This is a genomic window from Vibrio tubiashii (assembly GCF_028551255.1).
GTDB classification, from domain to species: Bacteria; Pseudomonadota; Gammaproteobacteria; order Enterobacterales; family Vibrionaceae; genus Vibrio; species Vibrio tubiashii_B.
In genome coordinates, this window is the sequence record NZ_CP117029.1 from 1,602,484 (window position 1) to 1,623,614 (window position 21,131).

The 21,131-nt window shown below is 44.6% G+C and carries 21 protein-coding genes; 12 read left to right on the forward strand and 9 right to left on the reverse strand.

Annotation, left to right across the window (positions count from 1 at the left end):
• Nucleotides 1-4 precede the first annotated feature (4 nt).
• The 5 genes from LYZ37_RS07300 to uspE all read left to right on the forward strand — a co-directional run bounded on the left by LYZ37_RS07300 (nt 5) and on the right by uspE (nt 5,142).
• A complete protein-coding gene (locus LYZ37_RS07300; RefSeq protein ID WP_272787087.1) occupies nt 5-2,377 on the forward strand; it encodes a heavy metal translocating P-type ATPase in 2,373 nt (790 codons plus the stop codon).
• Nucleotides 2,378-2,542, forward strand: coding sequence for a cbb3-type cytochrome oxidase assembly protein CcoS (ccoS, locus tag LYZ37_RS07305; protein WP_004745922.1), 165 nt, complete (start codon nt 2,378-2,380; stop codon nt 2,540-2,542).
• On the forward strand, nt 2,539-3,213 hold the full coding sequence (locus tag LYZ37_RS07310; protein ID WP_272787088.1) for a sulfite exporter TauE/SafE family protein: 675 nt from the start codon (nt 2,539-2,541) through the stop codon (nt 3,211-3,213). Before ccoS ends, LYZ37_RS07310 begins: the two co-directional genes overlap by 4 nt.
• 88 nt (nt 3,214-3,301) lie before the next feature.
• Nucleotides 3,302-4,051 carry an FNR family transcription factor gene (locus LYZ37_RS07315; protein WP_004414051.1) on the forward strand — a complete coding sequence of 250 codons (750 nt, stop codon included), beginning with the start codon at nt 3,302-3,304 and terminating at the stop codon, nt 4,049-4,051.
• A 143-nt stretch (nt 4,052-4,194) separates the two neighbouring features.
• Nucleotides 4,195-5,142 (forward strand): universal stress protein UspE, encoded by a 948-nt coding sequence (gene uspE, locus LYZ37_RS07320; protein ID WP_272787089.1) that lies wholly within the window; start codon nt 4,195-4,197, stop codon nt 5,140-5,142.
• Between the two features lie 67 nt (nt 5,143-5,209).
• Here uspE and ttcA read toward each other — a convergent pair whose 3' ends face one another.
• Complete coding sequence (gene ttcA, locus LYZ37_RS07325) at nt 5,210-6,103, reverse strand: tRNA 2-thiocytidine(32) synthetase TtcA (RefSeq protein WP_069666319.1); 894 nt, start codon at nt 6,101-6,103, stop codon at nt 5,210-5,212.
• A 342-nt stretch (nt 6,104-6,445) separates the two neighbouring features.
• On the opposite strand from ttcA, the gene LYZ37_RS07330 reads away from it, so the two are divergent.
• Nucleotides 6,446-7,846 carry an MATE family efflux transporter gene (locus LYZ37_RS07330; protein ID WP_272787090.1) on the forward strand — a complete coding sequence of 467 codons (1,401 nt, stop codon included), beginning with the start codon at nt 6,446-6,448 and terminating at the stop codon, nt 7,844-7,846.
• Between the two features lie 37 nt (nt 7,847-7,883).
• On the opposite strand, the gene LYZ37_RS07335 is transcribed toward LYZ37_RS07330, so the two are convergent.
• From LYZ37_RS07335 to LYZ37_RS07345, 3 genes are read right to left on the reverse strand one after another with little or no spacing between them, the layout of a single operon-like run.
• The gene (locus LYZ37_RS07335; protein WP_272787091.1) at nt 7,884-8,540 is read right to left on the reverse strand and encodes a DUF2987 domain-containing protein; all 657 of its coding nucleotides are present in this window, start codon (nt 8,538-8,540) and stop codon (nt 7,884-7,886) included.
• A gap of 27 nt (nt 8,541-8,567) precedes the next feature.
• Complete coding sequence (locus LYZ37_RS07340) at nt 8,568-9,413, reverse strand: glucosaminidase domain-containing protein (protein WP_272787150.1); 846 nt, start codon at nt 9,411-9,413, stop codon at nt 8,568-8,570.
• Nucleotides 9,406-10,209 carry a hypothetical protein gene (locus LYZ37_RS07345; protein ID WP_004745937.1) on the reverse strand — a complete coding sequence of 268 codons (804 nt, stop codon included), beginning with the start codon at nt 10,207-10,209 and terminating at the stop codon, nt 9,406-9,408. The genes LYZ37_RS07340 and LYZ37_RS07345 overlap by 8 nt, the downstream gene beginning before the upstream one ends.
• 370 nt (nt 10,210-10,579) lie before the next feature.
• Here LYZ37_RS07345 and potA point away from each other — a divergent pair, with 370 nt between their 5' ends.
• From potA to LYZ37_RS07375, 6 genes are all read left to right on the forward strand, one after another.
• Nucleotides 10,580-11,713: a spermidine/putrescine ABC transporter ATP-binding protein PotA gene (potA, locus tag LYZ37_RS07350; RefSeq protein ID WP_004745939.1), complete on the forward strand. Its 1,134-nt coding sequence runs from the start codon at nt 10,580-10,582 to the stop codon at nt 11,711-11,713.
• Nucleotides 11,694-12,554 carry a spermidine/putrescine ABC transporter permease PotB gene (gene potB, locus LYZ37_RS07355; RefSeq protein ID WP_272787092.1) on the forward strand — a complete coding sequence of 287 codons (861 nt, stop codon included), beginning with the start codon at nt 11,694-11,696 and terminating at the stop codon, nt 12,552-12,554. The genes potA and potB overlap by 20 nt, the downstream gene beginning before the upstream one ends.
• Nucleotides 12,554-13,324 (forward strand): spermidine/putrescine ABC transporter permease PotC, encoded by a 771-nt coding sequence (gene potC, locus LYZ37_RS07360; RefSeq protein WP_272787093.1) that lies wholly within the window; start codon nt 12,554-12,556, stop codon nt 13,322-13,324. Before potB ends, potC begins: the two co-directional genes overlap by 1 nt.
• Nucleotides 13,325-13,441: 117 nt before the next feature.
• On the forward strand, nt 13,442-14,476 hold the full coding sequence (locus LYZ37_RS07365) for an extracellular solute-binding protein (protein ID WP_272787094.1): 1,035 nt from the start codon (nt 13,442-13,444) through the stop codon (nt 14,474-14,476).
• 186 nt (nt 14,477-14,662) lie between these two features.
• Entirely contained in the window at nt 14,663-15,700 is a 1,038-nt protein-coding gene (locus tag LYZ37_RS07370; RefSeq protein ID WP_004745944.1) for an extracellular solute-binding protein, read from the forward strand.
• A gap of 95 nt (nt 15,701-15,795) precedes the next feature.
• The gene (locus LYZ37_RS07375) at nt 15,796-16,578 is read left to right on the forward strand and encodes a GGDEF domain-containing protein (protein WP_272787095.1); all 783 of its coding nucleotides are present in this window, start codon (nt 15,796-15,798) and stop codon (nt 16,576-16,578) included.
• Nucleotides 16,579-16,595: 17 nt separating this feature from the next.
• Here LYZ37_RS07375 and cobB read toward each other — a convergent pair whose 3' ends face one another.
• The 5 genes from cobB to fdh3B all read right to left on the reverse strand — a co-directional run bounded on the left by cobB (nt 16,596) and on the right by fdh3B (nt 21,129).
• Nucleotides 16,596-17,333 carry a Sir2 family NAD+-dependent deacetylase gene (gene cobB, locus LYZ37_RS07380; RefSeq protein ID WP_171324334.1) on the reverse strand — a complete coding sequence of 246 codons (738 nt, stop codon included), beginning with the start codon at nt 17,331-17,333 and terminating at the stop codon, nt 16,596-16,598.
• Nucleotides 17,334-17,502: 169 nt separating this feature from the next.
• Entirely contained in the window at nt 17,503-18,723 is a 1,221-nt protein-coding gene (locus LYZ37_RS07385; RefSeq protein ID WP_272787096.1) for an ammonium transporter, read from the reverse strand.
• 315 nt (nt 18,724-19,038) lie between these two features.
• On the reverse strand, nt 19,039-19,455 hold the full coding sequence (locus LYZ37_RS07390; protein ID WP_004745951.1) for a hypothetical protein: 417 nt from the start codon (nt 19,453-19,455) through the stop codon (nt 19,039-19,041).
• The gene (locus tag LYZ37_RS07395) at nt 19,439-20,506 is read right to left on the reverse strand and encodes a formate dehydrogenase subunit gamma (protein ID WP_272787097.1); all 1,068 of its coding nucleotides are present in this window, start codon (nt 20,504-20,506) and stop codon (nt 19,439-19,441) included. The genes LYZ37_RS07390 and LYZ37_RS07395 overlap by 17 nt, the downstream gene beginning before the upstream one ends.
• A 14-nt stretch (nt 20,507-20,520) precedes the next feature.
• Nucleotides 20,521-21,129, reverse strand: coding sequence for a formate dehydrogenase FDH3 subunit beta (gene fdh3B / locus LYZ37_RS07400; protein ID WP_004745954.1), 609 nt, complete (start codon nt 21,127-21,129; stop codon nt 20,521-20,523).
• Nucleotides 21,130-21,131 lie beyond the last annotated feature (2 nt).

Below are 21,131 nucleotides of genomic sequence, written 5' to 3' on the forward strand. Positions count from 1 at the left end.
GTCTATGTGTAAATCCTGTTATCACTGTGGTGAAGATGTACCAGCCAACACGGATTTCAAAGTCGAAATTTTGGGCGACATGCGCGAGATGTGTTGCCCAGGTTGTGAGACGGTAGCTCAGACTATCGTCGACAGCGGCTTGGTCTCTTACTATCAATATCGCACTGCTCCTGCAGAAAAAGCAGACCTTGTCCCAGAGCAGCTTCAAGCACTGATTCATTATGACAATGACGACGTACAGTCTGAGTTCGTCCGCAATAGCAAAGACAGCTCAGAGGTGACGTTGTCACTTGATGGCGTCTCTTGTGCAGCCTGTGCATGGTTGATCGAAAAGCAAGTCTCTTCCAAAAGTGGTGTTCTGTCGATTCGAGTGAATACGACCACCAACCGTGCTTTATTGGCGTGGGACAAGTCTCAAGCAAGACTGAGTGAAATACTCTCTCTGATTCACCAACTTGGTTATAAAGCCGCACCTTTTGAAGCGGATAAGCAAGAAGCCGCCTATCACCAACAGATGAAGCAATACCTGTATCGTTTAGGTATTGCTGGTCTTGCGACAATGCAGGTGATGATGCTGGCTGTTGCGCTGTATCTAGAGGTATTTGGTGACTTAGAACCCGAGTTCAAAAACTACTTCCGCTGGGTCAGCTTAATCTTTGCGACACCAGTGATGCTCTACTCTGCTCTGCCATTTTATATCAATGCGTGGCGTAGTCTGCGCAGTCGCACTCTCGGCATGGATGTTCCTGTTTCTATTGCGATGATCTTTGCCTACTGTGCGAGTTTGGTCGCAACGGTGACCGAGCAAGGTGAAGTGTTCTTTGAGTCGATCTCAATGTTCGCCTTCTTCTTGTTGGTGGGTCGATTCCTAGAGATGCGCGCACGTCGTAAAGCCGCAGCGGCAAGCGGCAACCTGTTAAAACTGATCCCTGCTATTGCCAATAAACTTAACGGTGACCAAGTCCCTGTTAAAACGCTAAAAGTCGGTGACCAAATTCGCGTTTTACCGGGCGAGCATATCCCGGCGGATGGTAAGATCATTGCTGGCCGCGTTCATATTGATGAATCGATGCTGACAGGTGAATCTCTACCGGTTGTAAAGCAAGTTGACGATCATGTCTTCGCTGGCACGCTAAATGGTGAAGAGTCGTTTGAGCTTGAAGTCACCTCTTCAAAAGCAGACTCAATGATCTCTAACATTGTGCGCTTGCAAGACGAAGCTCAGTTATCAAAACCAAAAATTGCTGAAATAGCCGATATTGTTGCTCGCTATTTCGTCGCAGTCATTCTGATTATCGCAGCAGGCACTTGGTTCTTCTGGCACTCTAGCAGACCTGATGATGCGTTCTGGATTATGTTGTCAGTGTTAGTTGCAACATGTCCTTGTGCGTTATCTTTGGCGACGCCAACCGCATTAACTTGTGCGACGTCACGTATGGGTAACTTAGGTATTCTACTGCGTAAAAGCCATGTGTTTGAAACCTTGTGTAAGGTAAACCACCTGATTGTTGATAAAACCGGTACGCTGACTCACGGTGACATCGAAATCAATGAAGTTGAGGTTAACTCTGACTTTTCAAAAGATGAATTGCTAGCGGTTGCCGCTTCACTTGAATCTCATGCCAACCACCCTATTGCTCGTGCATTCAAACCTTATGCTGATGTTAACGTGACGGTATCTGACGTTGAGAATGTTATTGGTTCAGGCATCACAGGTATCTATCAAAACAAACAAGTTAAGATCGGTAGTGCCCAGTTTGTGTTGGGTGAAGGACAAGGTTCTAAAGCGAATACAGTCTTTCTTTCTATTGATGGACAACATGTCGCGAGCTTTGGCTATCGTGACCCTATTCGTGTTGAAACCAAAGAGTTTATCGAAAAATTCCAGAAATCGGGTGTAAAGGTGACCCTGCTAACTGGTGACACGAAAGAGAACGCTGATCTCGTCGCAAACCAAATCGGTATTGAAGATGTCGTAGCAGGAGCAAAACCTCAAGATAAGTTATCTTACTTGCAGCAGGTAGACTCCAATGACATTACTATGATGATTGGTGATGGCATCAATGATGCGCCAACGTTGGCCGGCGCGCACCTTTCTGTCGCTATGGGTGGTGGAGCTGATGTGGCGAAAGCATCGGCTGATATGGTGCTGTTAGGCGACAGGCTTGACCGTATTTTAGAAGCGCGCGAATTAGCGCTACAAACGCGCAAGATCATTCGAGAAAACCTTGCTTGGTCACTTGGCTACAATCTATTGATATTGCCTTTAGCAGTAGCAGGATTTGTTGCTCCATATTTTGCGGTTGTCGGTATGTCTGCGAGCTCAATTATTGTAGTATCTAACTCTCTGCGTTTGCTCAAAGAAAAAGGTAAATAGATGGAAAGCCTTTATATCCTCATCCCTATCGCTATCGTACTGGTTTGTCTTGCGGTGGCAGTATTCCTTTGGGCTGTAAAAAGCGAACAGTTTGAAGATCTAGAGCGTCAAGGTCACAACATCTTGTTTGATGAGGATGATCATAAAGAGAACCCACCTAAATGAGCCCTGATTGGATTGGGGCCTTCTTTATTGGTCTTGTTGGGGCTGGGCATTGTATGGGCATGTGTGGCGGTATTGCGTCCATGCTGACTATAGGCCAATCTCAACCATCAAAATTCGTCCCTTTGTTCTATAACGGTGGCCGTCTTATTAGCTACGCGCTCATTGGCGCAGTGATCGGCGGTGCGGTTTCTTCGATTTCAGAAGTGAGCCAGCTCAACAACGTATTGGTTTGGTTACGCCTAGCCGCAGCATTGTTTATGATCCTTCTCGCATGCTATATCGGTCGATGGTGGCATGGTCTGCTTTATATAGAGAAGCTTGGACAAGTGATTTGGCGCAAGGTCTCGCCTGCGGGAAAATCTCTGCTGCCGCTAAAATCTCCGCTACATGCGCTCCCATTTGGCTTTATTTGGGGCTGGATTCCATGTGGTCTAGTCTACTCTACTTTAACTTGGTCTGCAGTGTCTGGAAGCGCAATCAACGGTGCTTTAGTGATGCTGGCATTTGGCGCAGGTACATTACCAGCAATGCTGCTTGTTGGCCATGCGGCTACGTCGCTCCATAAGCTGCAAAATTCCGTCATATTTCGTCATATCGTCGCATTTACTATCTTAATTTATGGGTTGTACACGGCATATGGCGCACTTAGTCTCTTATCAATTAGTTTATAGTTAACTGTTTTTATGCATTTTTTTCCGCTATCCTTTAGGGCTAATGGATGCTAAAATATTGATGTATATCAAATAGTGAAAGGTTGTTATGATTTCTGAAAAGCCTGCAACAAAGCGTATTCAATCAGGTGGTTGTGCGATCCACTGCCAAGATTGTAGTATCAGCCAGCTTTGTATTCCGTTTACGCTAAATGAATCTGAACTCGATCAGCTTGATCAAATCATCGAGCGTAAGAAGCCAATCCAGAAAGGACAGGAATTGTTCAAGGCCGGAGATGAACTAAAGTCTCTTTACGCGATTCGTTCAGGAACAATCAAGAGCTACACAATCACTGAGCAAGGTGATGAGCAGATTACTGCTTTCCACTTAGCGGGTGACTTGGTAGGTTTTGACGCAATTACTGGCGACCTTCACCCTAGCTTCGCTCAAGCGCTGGAAACATCGATGGTATGTGAAATTCCATACGAAATTCTAGACGACCTATCAGGCAAAATGCCTAAGCTTCGTCAGCAGATCATGCGTTTGATGAGCAACGAAATCAAAGGTGACCAAGAAATGATCTTGCTGCTTTCTAAGAAGAATGCAGAAGAGCGCTTGGCTGCTTTCCTATACAACCTTTCTACTCGTTTTTCACAGCGTGGCTTTAGCCCGCGCGAATTCCGTCTTACCATGACTCGTGGTGATATCGGTAACTACCTTGGTTTAACGGTAGAAACGATCTCTCGTCTACTTGGTCGATTCCAGAAATCAGAGATCTTAAGTGTTAAGGGTAAATACATTACTATTCTTGACCACGATGCGCTGATGGAACTGGCAGGCGTCTCAACAGAATCGTAATAATTTTCAATGATGTAGCTCGCAATTCACTTCGAAATAGAGCTACATCATACTTCTCTCAAATTCCGCAAATTATTTCTAAAACTCTCCTCTTATCTAAGCTACATTAATCATATGCCCCTCCTCGTCTCTAAGGAGTCACTATGAGTATTTACAATAAGATTTTAGTCGTTGCTGACATTAACAAAGACGAACAGCCAGCGCTTGCGCGAGCGATGCAGTTAGCCGCAAAAAGCCGATCGCCTAGTCGAGTAACTTTCTTCCTCTCTATCTATGACTTCTCTTACGATATGACGTCTATGCTGTCGATTGATGAGCGCGATGCGATGCGCCGTGGCGTGATTCAACAGCGTGAACAGTGGATGCGCAAGATCGCCAAAGAGTACATCAATGATGAGATTGAGTTTGATGTTCGTGTTGTATGGCACAACCGCCCTTATGAAGCGATTATCGCAGAAGTGTTTGCAGGTGAGCATGACATCGTGATTAAAGGAACGCGTAAGCATGACGTACTTGAGTCTGTCATCTTTACTCCAACCGATTGGCACTTGCTCCGTAAATGCCCTTGTCCTGTATTATTGATTAAGAACACAGAATGGCCAGCGGATGCGAGTGTTCTTGCCTCTGTGCATGTCGGATCAGAAAACGAAACCCACTTAGGCTTGAATGATGCCATGGTTGAGCAACTAAACAGTTTAACCGAACGTTTAGGCGCTAAGCCTTATCTAGTTAACGCCTACCCTGTGACTCCTGCGAACATTACGATTGAGCTTCCTGAGTTTGATCCTGCTACTTACACAGATGCGGTTCGTGGTCATCACCTTACAGCCATGAAGGCGCTACGCCAGAAACATGGTTATGATGAGGACCAAACCGTGGTCGAGCAAGGCCTACCAGAAGATGTGATTCCAGATGCTGCCGAAAAGCTAAACGCAGCAATGGTGATTATCGGTACTACAGGTCGTACAGGGTTGTCAGCTGTGTTTATTGGTAATACCGCAGAACATGTGATTGATAAGATCAATTGCGATGTGATGGCGTTGAAACCGCAAGGCTACATAAGCCCTCTTGATCCCAAGACCGCGATTTAAACCAGTAAGATAAAGAAAAGGGAAGATAGCTGACTATCTTCCCTTTTTAATGTGTTGAAATGCCGTTTTAGATGTTTGTAACGTCGATAAACATAGATTCGTCGATGTTGGTTGACGAGACAGTCGCTTCACTAAACTCGTATTCTTCACGACTGCCTTCTCGGTCTAATGGAAGATTGACGAAATCAAACAGCTCTTTATCTGCAAGCTGGCTTGGGCTGACATTCTGAATTGATTTAAAGATTGCCTCTACTCGGCCTGGCGTCTTCTTATCCCAATCAATTAGCATTGCTTTGATCGATTGACGCTGCAGGTTCTCCTGAGAGCCACAAAGGTTACATGGAATAATAGGGAAATCTTTGTGTTCCGCGTATTTGATCAGATCTTTTTCACGACAGTAAGTCAAAGGACGAATTACCACATTTCGACCATCATCTGAACGCAGCTTAGGTGGCATCGCTTTTAAACGTGAACCGTGGAACATGTTAAGGAACATGGTTTCTACGATGTCATCCATGTGGTGACCAAGTGCAAGCTTGGTTGCGCCGATTTTTTCTGCAAATGAGTACAAAGTACCGCGACGCAGGCGAGAGCAAAGACCACAAGTTGTTTTGCCCTCAGGAACCTTTTCTTTTACCACTGAGTAAGTATCTTTATCTACGATGTAGTAAGGAATGTTCAGCGTTTCGAAGTAGTCTGGCAAGATGTGCTCTGGGAATCCTGGTTGCTTTTGGTCTAAGTTAACCGCGACGACTTCAAACTTGATCGGTGCTGCTTTCTGTAGGTTGAGCAGAATATCAAGCATCGCAAATGAATCTTTACCGCCACTGATACATGCCATTACAACATCGCCTTCTTCGATCATGTTGTATTCTGTAATAGCATTTCCAACATTTCTTCTCAGACGCTTTTGAAGTTTGTTGAATTCTAAGGTTTCTTTACGTGTATCTTTTTGATTCATTGCGGGCTCTCACATTGCCGAACAAGTCGACAGTAGCACTTCCTAAGTGGTTTTATTTGGGGCGTGGATTATACGAGCTTTTTCACTAGGATTAAATGCTTCATTGATTCTCAAAGATGAATTATTGGCTTCGACTGGCTTAGCGCAATTTGGTACCAGAAAAATTAAGCGATTCATTGTGATACAAGTTGTTCAAGCGCAAACGTTTATCTTGCTGCGTTTTTTGAGTTGAATCACAACACAAAAGCCCGTATATTTCCGAATGTCTAACAGGCACACCCTACAATGCACGTCGCCATCCTGCCTCCATTGGTGCATTGATATTGGTGTTTATCTACTTTCATGCAAAACACATCTTTTTCTGTTTCTGGCCTTTTTAAGGAATCGGGTGCGCTGTTGCATCTCTCGATCCCTATTATTTTTATGCAGCTTGCCACTCAAGCAATGGGCTTTGTTGACACCACAATGGCTGGCCAAGTCAGTGCTGCTGATCTTGCAGCGATCGCGCTTGGGACAAGTTTATGGTTACCTGTCTCGCTACTTCTGCGAGGTATCATTATGGCGCTTACCCCAGTTGTTGCCTTCCATCGCGGAGCTCAACAGCTCGATAAAGTTCGGATCGCTTTCATTCAAATGCTGTGGCTATCAGCCCTTGTGAGCGGCTGTTTGATGGTTTACCTGGTGCTTGGCGAAAACATACTTATTGCCCTTGGCGTGGCACAAGAGATTATTCCTATTGCCAGTGATTATGTTGTCGCTTTGGCATTTGGTGTTCCAGGTATCGCGCTGTTTTATACCTTGAACGGTTTTTGTGAAGGGATGAACAATACACGTGCGCCTATGCTTATTTCTGTTCTAGGGCTGCTTGTAAACATTCCAGTCAACTACATACTCATTTATGGCAAATTTGGTTTGCCTGCTCTTGGTGCTGTTGGCTGTGGATGTGCGACAAGCCTTGTTTATTGGCTGATGTCTGCGTTACTGTATGGCTATATAAAACATCATCACCACTATAAGCGTATTCTGCATTTTGGGCAGTTAAAGCCAGTTTGGAGTGAGATCAGTCACCTGTTTAAGCTAGGTTTTCCCATCGGACTTAATATTGCGGTATGCGGCAGTATTTTTGCGGTGATCGCCCTACTTATTGGGCGAATCGGTGCCGATAACGTGGCGGCAGCCCAGATAGCACTTAACATTTCGAGCATGACATATATGATTCCAATGAGCCTTTCATTTGGCATCACGATACGTGTGGGACATGCCCTTGGTGAACAAAAAGATCAAATTGCTGCGATGCGAAGTTATGTCGGCGTCGTGACCGCAGCATTGCTGTCATTAATGTCCGTCGCATTCTTCCTTCTATTTCCTGATTGGATCATCCGCTTATACACAACGGATCCTATTGTTTCTGCGACCGCTGCAACTTTACTGGTGTTTACGGCAATGTATCAGTTTAGCGATGCACTGCAAACCTCGGCTAACGGTGCTCTTCGCGGGTATAAAGACACCAAAGTCCCGATGATACTTGCGATTTTAGCCTACTGGGGATTGGCACTACCACTGGGCATGGTATTAGGTTTAACCGATTACCTAGTTCCAGCGATGGGTGAGAAAGGCTTTTGGATTGGGATCGTCACTGGGCTTTCAACTGCTGCTTTGGCTATGCTAATACGACTCTTCGTCGTGATCAGACGTAGTCAACAACGCGTAGCAACTGAGAAGTTTAGTCAAGCTATGGTATAGATGAACAAAGGGTCGCAAGTTGCGACCCTTTTAGCTTTTATGCTTTTGGCAGATACGGAAGTACTCGTGAAGTTTCCTGAGGAAGGGTCATTGTGCCACCCTCGCCTATTTCATCGAGCGCGACTTGAACCTTGCCATCGACAATTTTTTTCGTTGTACCGTTAGAGAACTGAATTTGCGAGTTCAGTTTGTTCGGGAACTCTAGCGTGACGCCTTCGACATCCGGTGTAAACCAACTCGCAAACATCCCACCAAGCTGCTCTAAGATCGCCTGCATTTGAGGCAGAAGCGATTTCACTTGATCGTAGCTTATCTCTCCTGAGAACGGTTCTTTGGTCATCACAACCATTGAGAAGTCGCAACGCATATCCATTGGGGTATGAACAAAGACAAGCGGATTGGCAGATTTTAGGTTGTTGTCGAGCGGGACAATCACCTCATTATATGGAGAGATGGTCAGCTCTTCGTAATGCTCTTCTTTTTCCATCCATGCTTTTTCAATATCACACAGTTGTTTGGTGTCCGCGTTAAGGAAAAAGAATCCCACTTTTACGTCATCATGTCCTTCTTTGGCATTCTGCTTCATATGCGAAAACAGTTTGGAGTAAGTAAACATGTATTCTTGAGCTTGAACAGGCAAAACTGCCGCGCTAGATAGGGCTGCGGCTAAAATAGCTAACGATACTTTTTTCATTACTTTCTTTCTTATTGATTTAGCTTTCTATTGATTGGCTAAGGGTAATTCCCAGAACTGCTGATTGTGCCTGATCATACTTTGTAAATCGTTGACGTATGCCTCACCTCGTTCAGAGTATTTAAGCAATCCATTAGTTAATGCCATTGCCGCATCCGTATCGGTCAAGCTTTGGTCATTGAGATGGCGTTGGTAACGAATTTCACGTAGCGCTTTGTAGGCATTGTTTCGATTTACATTCATGAAGTAGCCATGAATAGACTGCTGTACAGAGCTAAACTTCGCGACTTCGTGAGTCATACCTTCTCCGCGTTGCAGGGGCACTAGGCCACACCCGGAGCTGTAACACCACTGGCCAAAGTAATTGTTGGCCTGCGTTGCAAAACGAGATGTCCCCCAAGCGGATTCATTTGCACCTTGAGCAAGTACCAAGGCTTCAGGAATCACATCCACGCGATGGAGCATGTTATTTAGCCACTCTTGAGAGACACCCTCAGCACGCAGTTCAACCTTATACAGTTTGCCTAAGCGCTTAGCATAGCTTGTATCAGAGGCAGTGACAGAGCCTGATTGGAAATTATCTCTGATGGAATCCAAGCGTTGGCGTTCAGAAACAATTCGCTGATTTTCTAACGCGATGCCCGGTCTTAGATAATCAAAAAACGCTTGTTTCTTCTGCTTAACATCTTTAATAGCAGAAAAGTCTGGGGCGGCTCCGATAGACTTGCCGATAAACTCTGGTGCTTGTTGCTCAGCGACTTGCGCTTGTTTACGGCGCTCACGCTCTTCGGCTTGGTTTTGCTCATAGCCATAAAAACTACAGCCGGCGATAACGCCAGCTGCAGCAATAGCAATGAATTCACTTTTACGCATTGAACACTTGTGAATCGTTGTCATTGTCGTCTTCATCTTTTGGTCTATCAGAAGCAATAATTTTTAGCTTAATGCCAAACATATTGCGGTATACGATTCCCTTCACGTGGAAGAAGAAAGGCAGGACGAAAATCAGCCCTAAGCCGTAGAACATCATACCAACAACAAACATGACTGAGACAACAGAATATATTCCAGCTAGAACGAAGATCTTCTTGTTGACTGCGCGAAGCGATAAAAGCAGAGATTGCATCGGTGGTACCTGCTTTTCACAAATCAGAAGAATGGAGTTGGTAAATGCCAGAGATAGGTAGAGAGATAGCAACGGGAAAATCATCCCTGCTATACCTTGTAACAGCAAGCTAAACAAGGTGGCTAGAATGACTGGCACTGTGTACTGCAGGCCCTTACCAATATGACGAGGCTTGGTCATTAGACCGGCGGCATGGCTCATTGCCATTAAAGAAATCCCTGCATAAATCGGGGCGCTAATCACTTCGTAGCTAAAGTTTGCCACCATGATCGCGTTGAAGATGCTTGGATCAAAGGCGTCTGGATTGGTAACGGCATCAATAATGATCCCCGGGTTACCTAACTGCAATTTAAGCGCGATGTAGAAAATAGCCAATTGCAGTACGATCAGCACCACTATCGCTGGAGAAAAAGAAAGGAAGTGCTTTACTGTGTGTTGCCAAGCCTCCTTAAAGACCTCGCCGGCTTTAAGTTCGTAGTCGCCCGAAAGTGCACGCTCTACGCTGCCACCTAAGTTGAAGTCTTTTTCAATGTCATTATTCATTCTTGAATCCAGTGCCTGATTTGACAATAACCAAGCTAACTTGTTGATAAAAATTGGCTTCATTATACGTCAACCAAACTCAGTCTAAAATCGGATCTCGCCTTGCTGCTTGCTTTATCGACTGTTTGGTTGATAATTAACCACTAAACGCATCGTATCAGTATAGATATCTGACTCAGAAATAAAGGAAATTCTCCTCTGAATGCGCGGTTTATTTAGCATACAGAGAGTATGGTAAGGAATGTTTACTTTTACCTGCAAAAATTTTTCTGTTTCAGAATAAGAAAATGCTTTGAATTCACAATTTTGGTGATTATGATGCGCGCCTCGAATTTGTGTAACGACGGGTCATTTCAAATCAGTGACCAAGGTGGGAGAAAAACAGACGTTGAACGCTAAACAAGATGCAGGAAAACCAGTAGTTAAACTGACTGGAATTAGCAAAAGTTTCGATGGTAAGGAGATCATCGCAAATCTTAACCTTGATGTTAATCATGGTGAGTTTCTAACGATTTTGGGTCCTTCTGGTTGTGGTAAAACAACCGTGTTGAGGATGATTGCCGGTTTTGAAACCGCAGATAAAGGCGAAATTATTCTTGCTGACCAAAACGTAACTCAAGTTCCTGCTGAGCAAAGGCATGTAAACACTGTATTCCAGAGTTATGCACTCTTCCCTCATATGACGGTTTTTGAAAACGTGGCTTTTGGCTTGCGCATGCAAAAAGTGCCATCTGACGATATTGAACCTCGCGTAATGGAAGCATTACGTATGGTTCGTCTTGAAAAAATGGCACAGCGTAAACCTCACCAATTATCTGGTGGTCAACAGCAACGTATTGCTATTGCACGTGCCGTTGTCAACAAACCAAAAGTGTTGCTGCTTGATGAATCTTTATCTGCACTAGATTACAAACTGCGTAAACAGATGCAGATCGAACTGAAGCAACTGCAGCGTCAGCTAGGTATTACCTTTATTTTTGTTACTCACGATCAGGAAGAAGCCCTTTCGATGTCAGACCGCATCATTGTTATGCGTGACGGCGTGGTTGAGCAAGACGGCTCTCCGCGTGAGATTTACGAAGAGCCGAAAAACCTATTTGTTGCGCGTTTTATTGGTGAAATCAACGTGTTCAACGCCACCATGATTGAACGTATCGATGAGAAACGTATTCGTGCTGAGATTGAAGGTGTTGAGTCGGTGGTTTACTACGATAAACCAGCCGCTAGCGGTGACAAACTGCAAGTACTACTTCGCCCAGAAGACTTACGTATCGAAGAGATTAAAGAGTCTGAGCAGAAAGGCATTGTCGGTCACGTTACTGAGCGCACCTATAAAGGTATGACCTTAGATTCGGTGATTGAGCTTGAATCTGGTATGCGAGTTATGGTGAGCGAATTCTTCAACGAAGACGATCCTGATGTGGACCACTCTCTAGGTCAAAAAGTGGCGATCACTTGGGTTGAAAGTTGGGAGGTCGTACTCAATGAAAGCCAAGAAGTTTAGTCTTCAGAACGCGATCATCACGTTAATCGTAGGTTGGCTAACGCTTTTTGTATTGGTACCCAATCTAATGATCATTGGTACCAGTTTCCTAACTCGTGATGAAGCAAACTTAATCGAGATGACTTTCACGTTGGATAACTATATCCGCTTGATGGATCCTCTCTACGCCAAAGTGCTTTGGCATTCATTCTACATGGCGATTATTGCGACCTTGCTATGTTTAGTGATTGGCTACCCATTTGCCTATATCGTGGCGAAAATGCCAGAGAAGTGGCGTCCGGTAATGTTGTTTTTGGTGATTGTGCCATTTTGGACTAACTCACTGATCCGCACTTACGGTTTGAAGATTGTGCTAGGTACTCAAGGCATTCTGAATAAATCTCTGATGGCGATGGAAATCATCGATAAGCCAGTGCGCTTAATGTACACAGAGACGGCGGTAATGATTGGTTTGGTTTACATTCTACTGCCATTTATGATTTTGCCGCTTTACTCTGCGATAGAGAAGTTAGATCACACCTATTTAGAAGCAGCAAAGGACTTAGGAGCGAACAAGTTTCAGACATTCACTAAGGTGATTCTACCGCTTACGATGCCAGGTATTATTGGTGGCTGTTTGCTAGTGCTACTCCCTGCCCTTGGCATGTTCTATATCTCTGATCTACTTGGCGGGGCGAAGAACTTGCTGATTGGTAATGTGATTAAGAGCCAAGTGCTGAATGCCCGAGATTGGCCGTTTGGCGCGGCGACCAGTATTGCTCTGACCATCGCGATGGCGATTATGCTATACGCCTACTATCGCGCGGGTAAGTTATTGAATAAGAAAGTGGAGCTAGACTAATGGGACGTACAGTTAGATTTAGCTTTATGACCTTGGTATATGCGTTTTTGTATCTACCAATCGTTGTGTTGATCGTTAACTCATTTAATGCCAATAAATTTGGAATGAAATGGGGTGGCTTTACCACTAAGTGGTACGAAACCTTAGTTAACAACGACAGTTTAATGCAGGCTGCTTGGCATTCACTTAATGTCGCGGTGTTATCTGCTACTGCTGCAACCATTATTGGTAGCTTAACCGCGGTTGCCCTCTTCCGTTATTCATTTAAAGGAAAAGGTGCAGTTAACGGCATGTTGTTCGTGGTTATGATGTCACCGGACATTGTGATGGCGATTTCATTGCTAGCGTTGTTCTTAGTACTTGGTGCTCAACTGGGCTTCTTTACGCTATTAATCGCGCATATCACCTTCTGTTTGCCGTTTGTCGTAGTGACGGTATACAGCCGCTTGAATGGCTTTGACGTGAAGATGCTAGAAGCAGCGAAAGACTTAGGTGCAAGCGAGTGGGTTATTCTAAAACAGATTATTCTACCGCTCGCTAAACCTGCAGTCGCTGCGGGCTGGCTATTGAGCTTTACCCTGTCTCTGGACGACGTGATTATTAGTTCGTTCGTGACTGGGCCAACTTATGAAATTTTACCATTGAAGATTTACTCAATGGTTAAAGTGGGTATTTCGCCGGAGGTGAATGCTCTTGCAACGGTTATGTTGATTGTCTCTTTGGTTTTGGTAATAGCGTCTCAGCTACTTGCCAGAGAAAAAGTGAAATAGAAATCTGCATGTAATCACGAAACAGAATGGCAGAAAGTCATTCTGTTTTTCTATCTAGTGCCGATTAGCGCGACATCCTTAGCGCGAAAGGCAACGTTTGGTTTGGAGCTAACGTAAATGAAAAAATGGGCTACTTTCTTAGCTGGTAGTGCATGTGCGCTTTCCCTGTTCTCTGGTTCAGTGGCAGCGGACGAAAACAAAGAACTCGTCTTTATGAACTGGGGACCTTACATCAACAGTAATATCCTTGAACAGTTCACCAAAGAAACGGGTATTAAGGTTATCTACTCAACTTATGAGTCTAACGAGACCTTATACGCGAAGCTAAAAACGCATAACAAAGGTTACGACTTAGTTGTGCCTTCAACCTACTTCGTAGCGAAAATGCGCGATGAAGGTATGCTGCAAAAAATCGACAAATCTAAGTTGTCTAACTTCGACAACCTAGATAAAAACTACCTAGATAAGCCGTTCGATCCAAATAACGACTACTCTATCCCACATGTTGTTGCGATTACAGGTCTAGCGGTCAATGCCGATATGTACGATCCTAATGACTTTACAAGCTGGGCTGACTTATGGAACCCAGAGCTTGAAGGTCAACTAATGTTGATGGACGACACGCGCGAAGTGTTTCATATTGCACTACGTAAACTGGGTTACTCAGGTAACTCAACCGATCCTAAGCAGATTGATGAAGCGTACACAGAACTGCAAAAGCTAATGCCAAACGTATTGGTGTTTAACTCTGACAACCCAGGTGCACCATACATGTCTGGTGAAGTTGGCGTTGGTATGCTGTGGAACGGCTCAGCGGCAGCAGCGCAAAACGAAGGCATGAACCTTAAATTAGTGTTCCCGAAAGAAGGCGGCATTGGTTGGGTAGATAACTTTGCTATATCTTCAGGCGCAACGAACGTAGAAGCGGCACACAAGATGATCGATTTCTTACTCCGCCCTGAAATCGCTGAGCAAATCTCTCGTGACACCGGTTATCTAACCGCGGTTGCAGAGTCAAACGCGAAGTTTAAGGATGTTGCGCCGCTATTCCCTTCTCAAGAAGATTTGGATCGCGTTGAATGGCAAGACTCAGTCGGTGATTTAACCGTTAAGTACGAAGAGTATTTCTTGAAACTCAAAGCAGGACAGTAACCTTCCACTAGGTTATTGACGGAATGTAAAAATAGGTAGCAGTAGCTACCTATTTTTGTTTTGGCTGATATACTTACCCGTTGCTAGGTTTGTCGCTACGACAAGCAAGTTTAATAATCATGTTTTTTCAGAGTACTCAGTTCGGAGTGACTGTGTGCTGATAAACACAGATAAAACGGAAAACCAATGAAAAGTAAATTCTACGCAAGCGCACTATGTGCTGCGACGCTATTCGCTGCGCCGGCAATGGCCGCTGATCAAGAGCTTTATTTCTACAACTGGTCTGAATACATTCCAAATGAAGTTCTTGAAGACTTTACAAAAGAAACTGGAATTAAAGTTATCTACTCAACTTACGAGTCTAACGAAAGCATGTACGCCAAGCTTAAGACTCAAGGTTCTGGTTACGATCTAGTAGTACCGTCTACTTACTTTGTCTCTAAGATGCGTAAAGAAGGTATGTTGCAGCAAATCGATAAGACGAAACTTACGCACTTTGCTGACTTGGATACCAACTTCTTAAACAAACCTTTTGATCCAAACAACAACTACTCTATCCCTTACATTTGGGGTGCGACAGGCATTGGTATCAACTCTGACATGCTCGATAAATCATCAGTGACTAAGTGGGATGATTTCTGGGATAGCAAGTGGGAAGGTCAACTCATGCTGATGGATGATTCACGTGAAGTTTTCCATATTGCACTGACTAAACTAGGTTACTCGCCAAATACGACTAACCCAGACGAAATCAAAGCCGCTTACGAAGAGCTGAAAAAACTGATGCCTAACGTATTAGTGTTTAACTCTGACTTCCCAGCGAACCCATATCTAGCAGGTGAAGTGTCACTAGGTATGCTTTGGAATGGTTCAGCTTACATGGCTCGCCAAGAAGGTGCATCGATCGACATCGTATGGCCAGAAAAAGGCGCTATCTTCTGGATGGACAGTCTAGCGATTCCAGCAGAAGCGAAAAACGTCGAAGCAGCACATAAGATGATCGACTTCCTACTTCGCCCAGAAAACGCAGCTAAGATTGCACTAGAGATTGGTTACCCAACTCCAGTTGCAACAGCTCATAAGCTACTACCTGAAGAGTTTGCGAATGATCCAAGCATCTTCCCTCCTCAAGAAGTGATGGATAGCGGTACATGGCAAGATGAAGTGGGTGAAGCAAGTGTGCTTTATGACGAGTACTTCCAAAAGCTAAAAGTTGATAACTAACAACTTTAGAGAACAGTTATATACTTAAAGAGCGGCAAGAAGCCGCTCTTTTTTGTATTTGAGAGCCCCCTCTTAACGTTAGCTAAGGATAAGCGATGAAAAGAAGGTATAGAGTCATACTGGTCATATTATGCCTGCTGTTTGCCATTTCTACGCTTATCGCGTTTTTAACCCACAGCGATTACATCGATTCACGCAATGATGTGTGGTTTGAAAGCAATACCCTTTTTGTTCTTATCTTCATCTTTGTTATCTCTCGCAACACCATTCTCGATAATGGCTTTATCAAGTATGGCTTCTTACTGCTGATCTTTAATCAAGCTTATGATGTCATCACTGAAATCACTTATCTCGATGTATTGTCCGACAAGTACGATCTTGTTGATACCATGATTGAAGACGGTACCTTACAAATTGCCTACCTGTTGATCGCGCTTGGTTTTACTAAGCTGATTAAACAAATCAATGATGAAGCCTGTATCGATGAGTTAACGGGTCTTTATAACCGCAAAAAACTCTCCTCGATTAGATTAAAGTTGTTTGATCTTATCTATATTGATCTTGATGGACTCAAATTGGTCAATGACACCAAAGGCCATGCGGTTGGGGACTTAATGATTATTCGAGTGGCTCAAGCCATAAACCAAGTGTTAGGTAGACATGATCAAGCCTTTAGGATTGGTGGCGATGAATTTGTTATTGTGGTGAAACCCTCGCAAGGGGCGAAGTTTGTTGAAAAACTTAAACAAGAGCTGAAAGGTGAAAGTATTAAATTTAGCTACGGCATAGAATTAACCAATATCGACGAGCTTGGTCTTGCGCTTGAAAAAACCGATCAAGCCATGTATCGAATGAAAAACTCCCAACGCAAGCGTTGAGAGTTTAGTGAACATTACTAAGCGTGCTTTACGTTTGGCTGCTGGAGACCCAAGATCTCTTCGACTAGTTTGGGCACCTCTATACTCGCTCTGCCGTAACGTTTCTCTTCGAACTCACTTTCAACGGCACTCGGCTCAAGGTTGATTTCTATCGTGTGCGCACCATGCATTTTAGCGTCATGGACAAAGCCAGCCGCAGGATAGACCACCCCAGATGTGCCGATTGATACGAATAGGTCTGCGGCTTCAAGCGAGGCATAAATATCGCCCATTCTTAGCGGCATCTCTCCAAACCACACCACATGAGGTCGCATTTGTGAAGGGATCTGACAGCAATGACAAAGATCGCCCGTCTTAATCTCACCCTTTTCCTCAATGACTTGATTTGATTCACTACAGCGCGATTTAAGCAACTCACCATGCATATGAATGACATTGCTACTTCCTCCACGCTCATGAAGGTTGTCGATGTTTTGCGTGATAATGGTGACCGTTCCTTCGAGTTGCTCTTCAAGTTGACCAAGCGCAATATGAGCGGCATTTGGCTCAATGGAAGGATCTTGCAGCCCTAGGCGGCGCTGGTTGTAAAAGTCTTGAACCAAATCAGGATTACGCTCGAAGCCTTCTGGAGTGGCAACATCCTCGATTCGATGGTTTTCCCACAAACCGTCTTGAGCACGGAAAGTTTGGATACCTGACTCAGCAGAGATTCCAGCTCCAGTTAAGATAACGACATTACGATACGGGAAATTCATACTACTTCCTTGTTAGTGTTCTTGAGATTAGCTTAGCATCGACTCTCCCTCTTCCCTAGCGCTGCAAGTTAGACCATGGTCGAAATATGCAATGTTTTACCTAGTTTTTGTGAGGTTAAACAAAAAGGCAGCCAACTTGGGCTGCCTTATCTATTGAGTGAACGAAAGATTAGTCTTCATTTGTGGCTGAAATTTTATGAATGGCTAAGTCTGCACCGTTAAACTCATCTTCTTCTGATAAACGTAAACCAGACACTTTATCGATAACTCCGTAGACTATGAGCGCGCCAATCACTGCGATGGAAATGCCTGCAATAGTGCCAAGTAGTTGAACGGTAAAACTCACGCCCCCTAAGCCCCCTAGCGCGCTTTGACCAAAGATTCCTGCGGCGATTCCACCCCACGCCCCGCAAACGCCATGTAAAGGCCACACGCCAAGCACATCATCAATCTTGGTTTTGTTTTGGAGGTAGGTAAACAGATAAACAAACAGCGCCCCCGCAACACCGCCAGTAATGAGCGAGCCGATAGGATGCATAAGGTCAGAACCGGCACAAATCGCTACAAGTCCTGCTAAAGGACCGTTATGAATAAAGCCCGGGTCGTTTTTACCCGCGATAAGCGCTGCAACAATACCGCCAACCATCGCCATCAATGAGTTCATGGCAACTAGCCCGCTGATACCATTCAATGTTTGCGCTGACATCACATTAAAGCCAAACCAGCCGACACAGAGAATCCATGCGCCCAATGCCAAAAATGGGATGTTCGAAGGTGCGAAGTTGGTGTGTTTCCCTGCTCTAATACGCCCTTTACGCATACCTAGGAAGATAACGGCAACTAATGCTATCCAACCGCCAACGCCATGTACCACGACGGAACCAGCGAAGTCATGGAAGCCATAACCAAATTGCGCCTCAAACCAAGCTTGCAAGCCAAAGTTTCCATTCCAGATCATGCCTTCAAATACCGGATAAACTAATCCGACCGTAAAGAATGTGGCGACTAAGATAGGATAAAAACGTGCACGCTCAGCGATACCACCAGAAACAATGGCAGGAATAGCAGCAGCAAAAGTAAGTAGGAAGAAGAACTTGACTAACTCGTATCCGTTACCCTGTGACAAAGTTTGAGCGTCTGCGAAAAAGTTAGCACCATACGCGACCCAATAGCCAATAAAGAAGTAAGCAAGTGCTGAAATACCAAAGTCAGCAAGGATTTTGACTAACGCGTTAACTTGGTTTTTATGCCTTACTGTACCAACTTCCAAAAAGGCAAAGCCAGCGTGCATTAAGAACACCATGATGGCGCCAAGAAGAAGAAAAAGTGTGTCCGAACTTTGAGTCAGGGTTTGAACGGCTCCATGAACCTGACTTGCTGTTACGCTCATTCGTATAAGTCTCCATTTTTGTTGTCGCGCACTTTTCCTGTGCGTCATATAACGTTGCTCACCACATTGGTGATATTGCTTGAAGCACTGATACGGCAAGTTACATGCCAGTAGGTTATGATTCTATAAATTAGGACTAAGCTTATGAATAATAGATATTTTATCTAGTAGGCAGAAATCAGCCTAAGGAATCGGACGCACACCTTTGGTGAAGCACTGCACGGTTATGGGGATTAACGCACCAGACTGAGGCGGGTTATTGTGGTGCAAAAAAAAGCCCTGAATGTTCAGGGCTAATAAATATTAAGTTCAAATTTAAAGGTTTGGACCTTTAGAGAAGCTAAATGGCTGGTTCTCTTTAAGCTTATTCATACCTTGGAACATACGAACAAACCAGAACGCAATGGCAATCAAACCGAATAACATGCCTACATAAGGGATATAGTAAGCAATGTCATCAATCAGATGGCTCTTATACCAGTAGTCATTCACACCAATAAGAACACCATTCGATGTCGCGACTGTAATGATCAGTACAACGAAGTAAGTTAGGTTGAGGAAGAAGGTTCTAATCAATCCATAATAATGAGAGTCAATGATCTCCCCATCCTCTCCCTTATCTAAACGGTATCCCGCATAGATTATGGCTATCACACCCGAGATCAAACAGGTGAACGGTGTAAAGCAACTTAGGATGTACGCAACCCAAATGCCCTTATGAGGTTTGTTCATTTGTCTGCGCTCCTTTTACTTGGTTATCAGAGGTGTTGTCCGCAGTACTTACTCCCTGCTCTTGACGCTCTTTTTCCATCATTTCTTGATACCAAAGATCGTGGTGTTCTTTCGCCCAAGTTTCGTCAACCTCACCCGTGACCATACCTTCTAGTGCACCTTCCATACCGAACAGGCCGATATAGATGTGGAACACAAAACCACAGATCAGAATGAGCGCCGCCAACATATGAACGAGGTTAGACAGCTCCATATCACGGCGGGTCTGGCCAAAGATTGGAAAATCTAACACCAGACCACTAAGCGCAACCACAGAGCCCACAACAATAAGCAGCCAAAATAGTGCTTTTTCACCTGCGTTTGAAAACTCTGCCGAAGGATGTGAACCTTTGTGTTTACCAACCATACCACCAAGCCTCATAAACCAAGCAATATCGACTTTCTTAAAGATCGATTTACGCCACCACTTAATCAGAACACACAGCAGTAACACGTAGAAGATAGGTCCAATGTAGTTATGGTATTGCTTCGCCAACATAATGATGAAACCCCATAGCTCTGACGGAATGTACGGCTTAAGGAAATGTTTACCGTAAACCAACATCAGCCCACTAAACGCGAGTGTTAAGAAGGTAAACGCCATACTCCAGTGCAAGGCGCGATCCAGTCGAGACCAGCGTTTGATCTTCTTACCTGTTCTTGGCGCACTCAACATGAGAGGACCAATCACAATGTACATTAAGGTAACGAATGCGATACTACCGAAAATCGCCACAGCTCCCGCTGGTGACATCCATTTCTCTTTCAAAATGTACCAAGTTTGACCTGGGGTACTAATTAGCATTCCATGCTCAGGGAACTGAGACGTCGTGTAGCCCTCTTCGCCTTGACGAACTTGACGCCAGAAATCGGCTCCTGCCAATTGGGTCATTTCACGTTGTGCAACTTCAGACTCTTTTTGCTCAGCATGCGCAGGCAGCGATAAAGCAAAGAGTAATGCTGCCATCATTGACAGCATTACTAGAGATGCACGTTTAAACATTGAAAACATGAATCTCTCCAGTCTTAGCTTTTCGTTGCGTCGTAAGACAGATCATTACCGTCTGTCCAACCAGCGCCTTTAGCACCACGCTCTACAACACGTTGACGGAAGATGTCAGACACCTTCTCAGCATCACCTGCCAACAGAGCTTTGGTTGAACAGAGTGAAGCACACATTGGCAGCTTACCTTCAGCAATACGGTTCGCACCGTACTTCTGACGCTCTTCAACAGAGCCCGCTTCTGTTTCAGGACCACCTGCACAGAAGGTACACTTGTCCATTTTGCCGCGCTCGCCAAACGCTTCCTGTTTAGGGAACTGAGGAGCACCAAACGGACAAGCAAACAAGCAGTAGCCACAACCGATACAAAGATCTTTGTTGTGTAGCACGATGCCATCTTCTGTGTGCTCGAAACAGTCCGCCGGACAAACCGCCATACAAGGCGCATCGGTACAGTGCATACAAGCAACAGAAATCGAGTTCTCACCCGGTTCACCATCGTTCAAAGTAACGACGCGGCGACGTTGGATACCCCACTCTAACGCGTCATCATTTTCGTTCTTACACGCAGTGACACAGCCGTTACATTCAATACAGCGCTTGGTGTCACAAAGGAATTTCATTCTAGCCATTT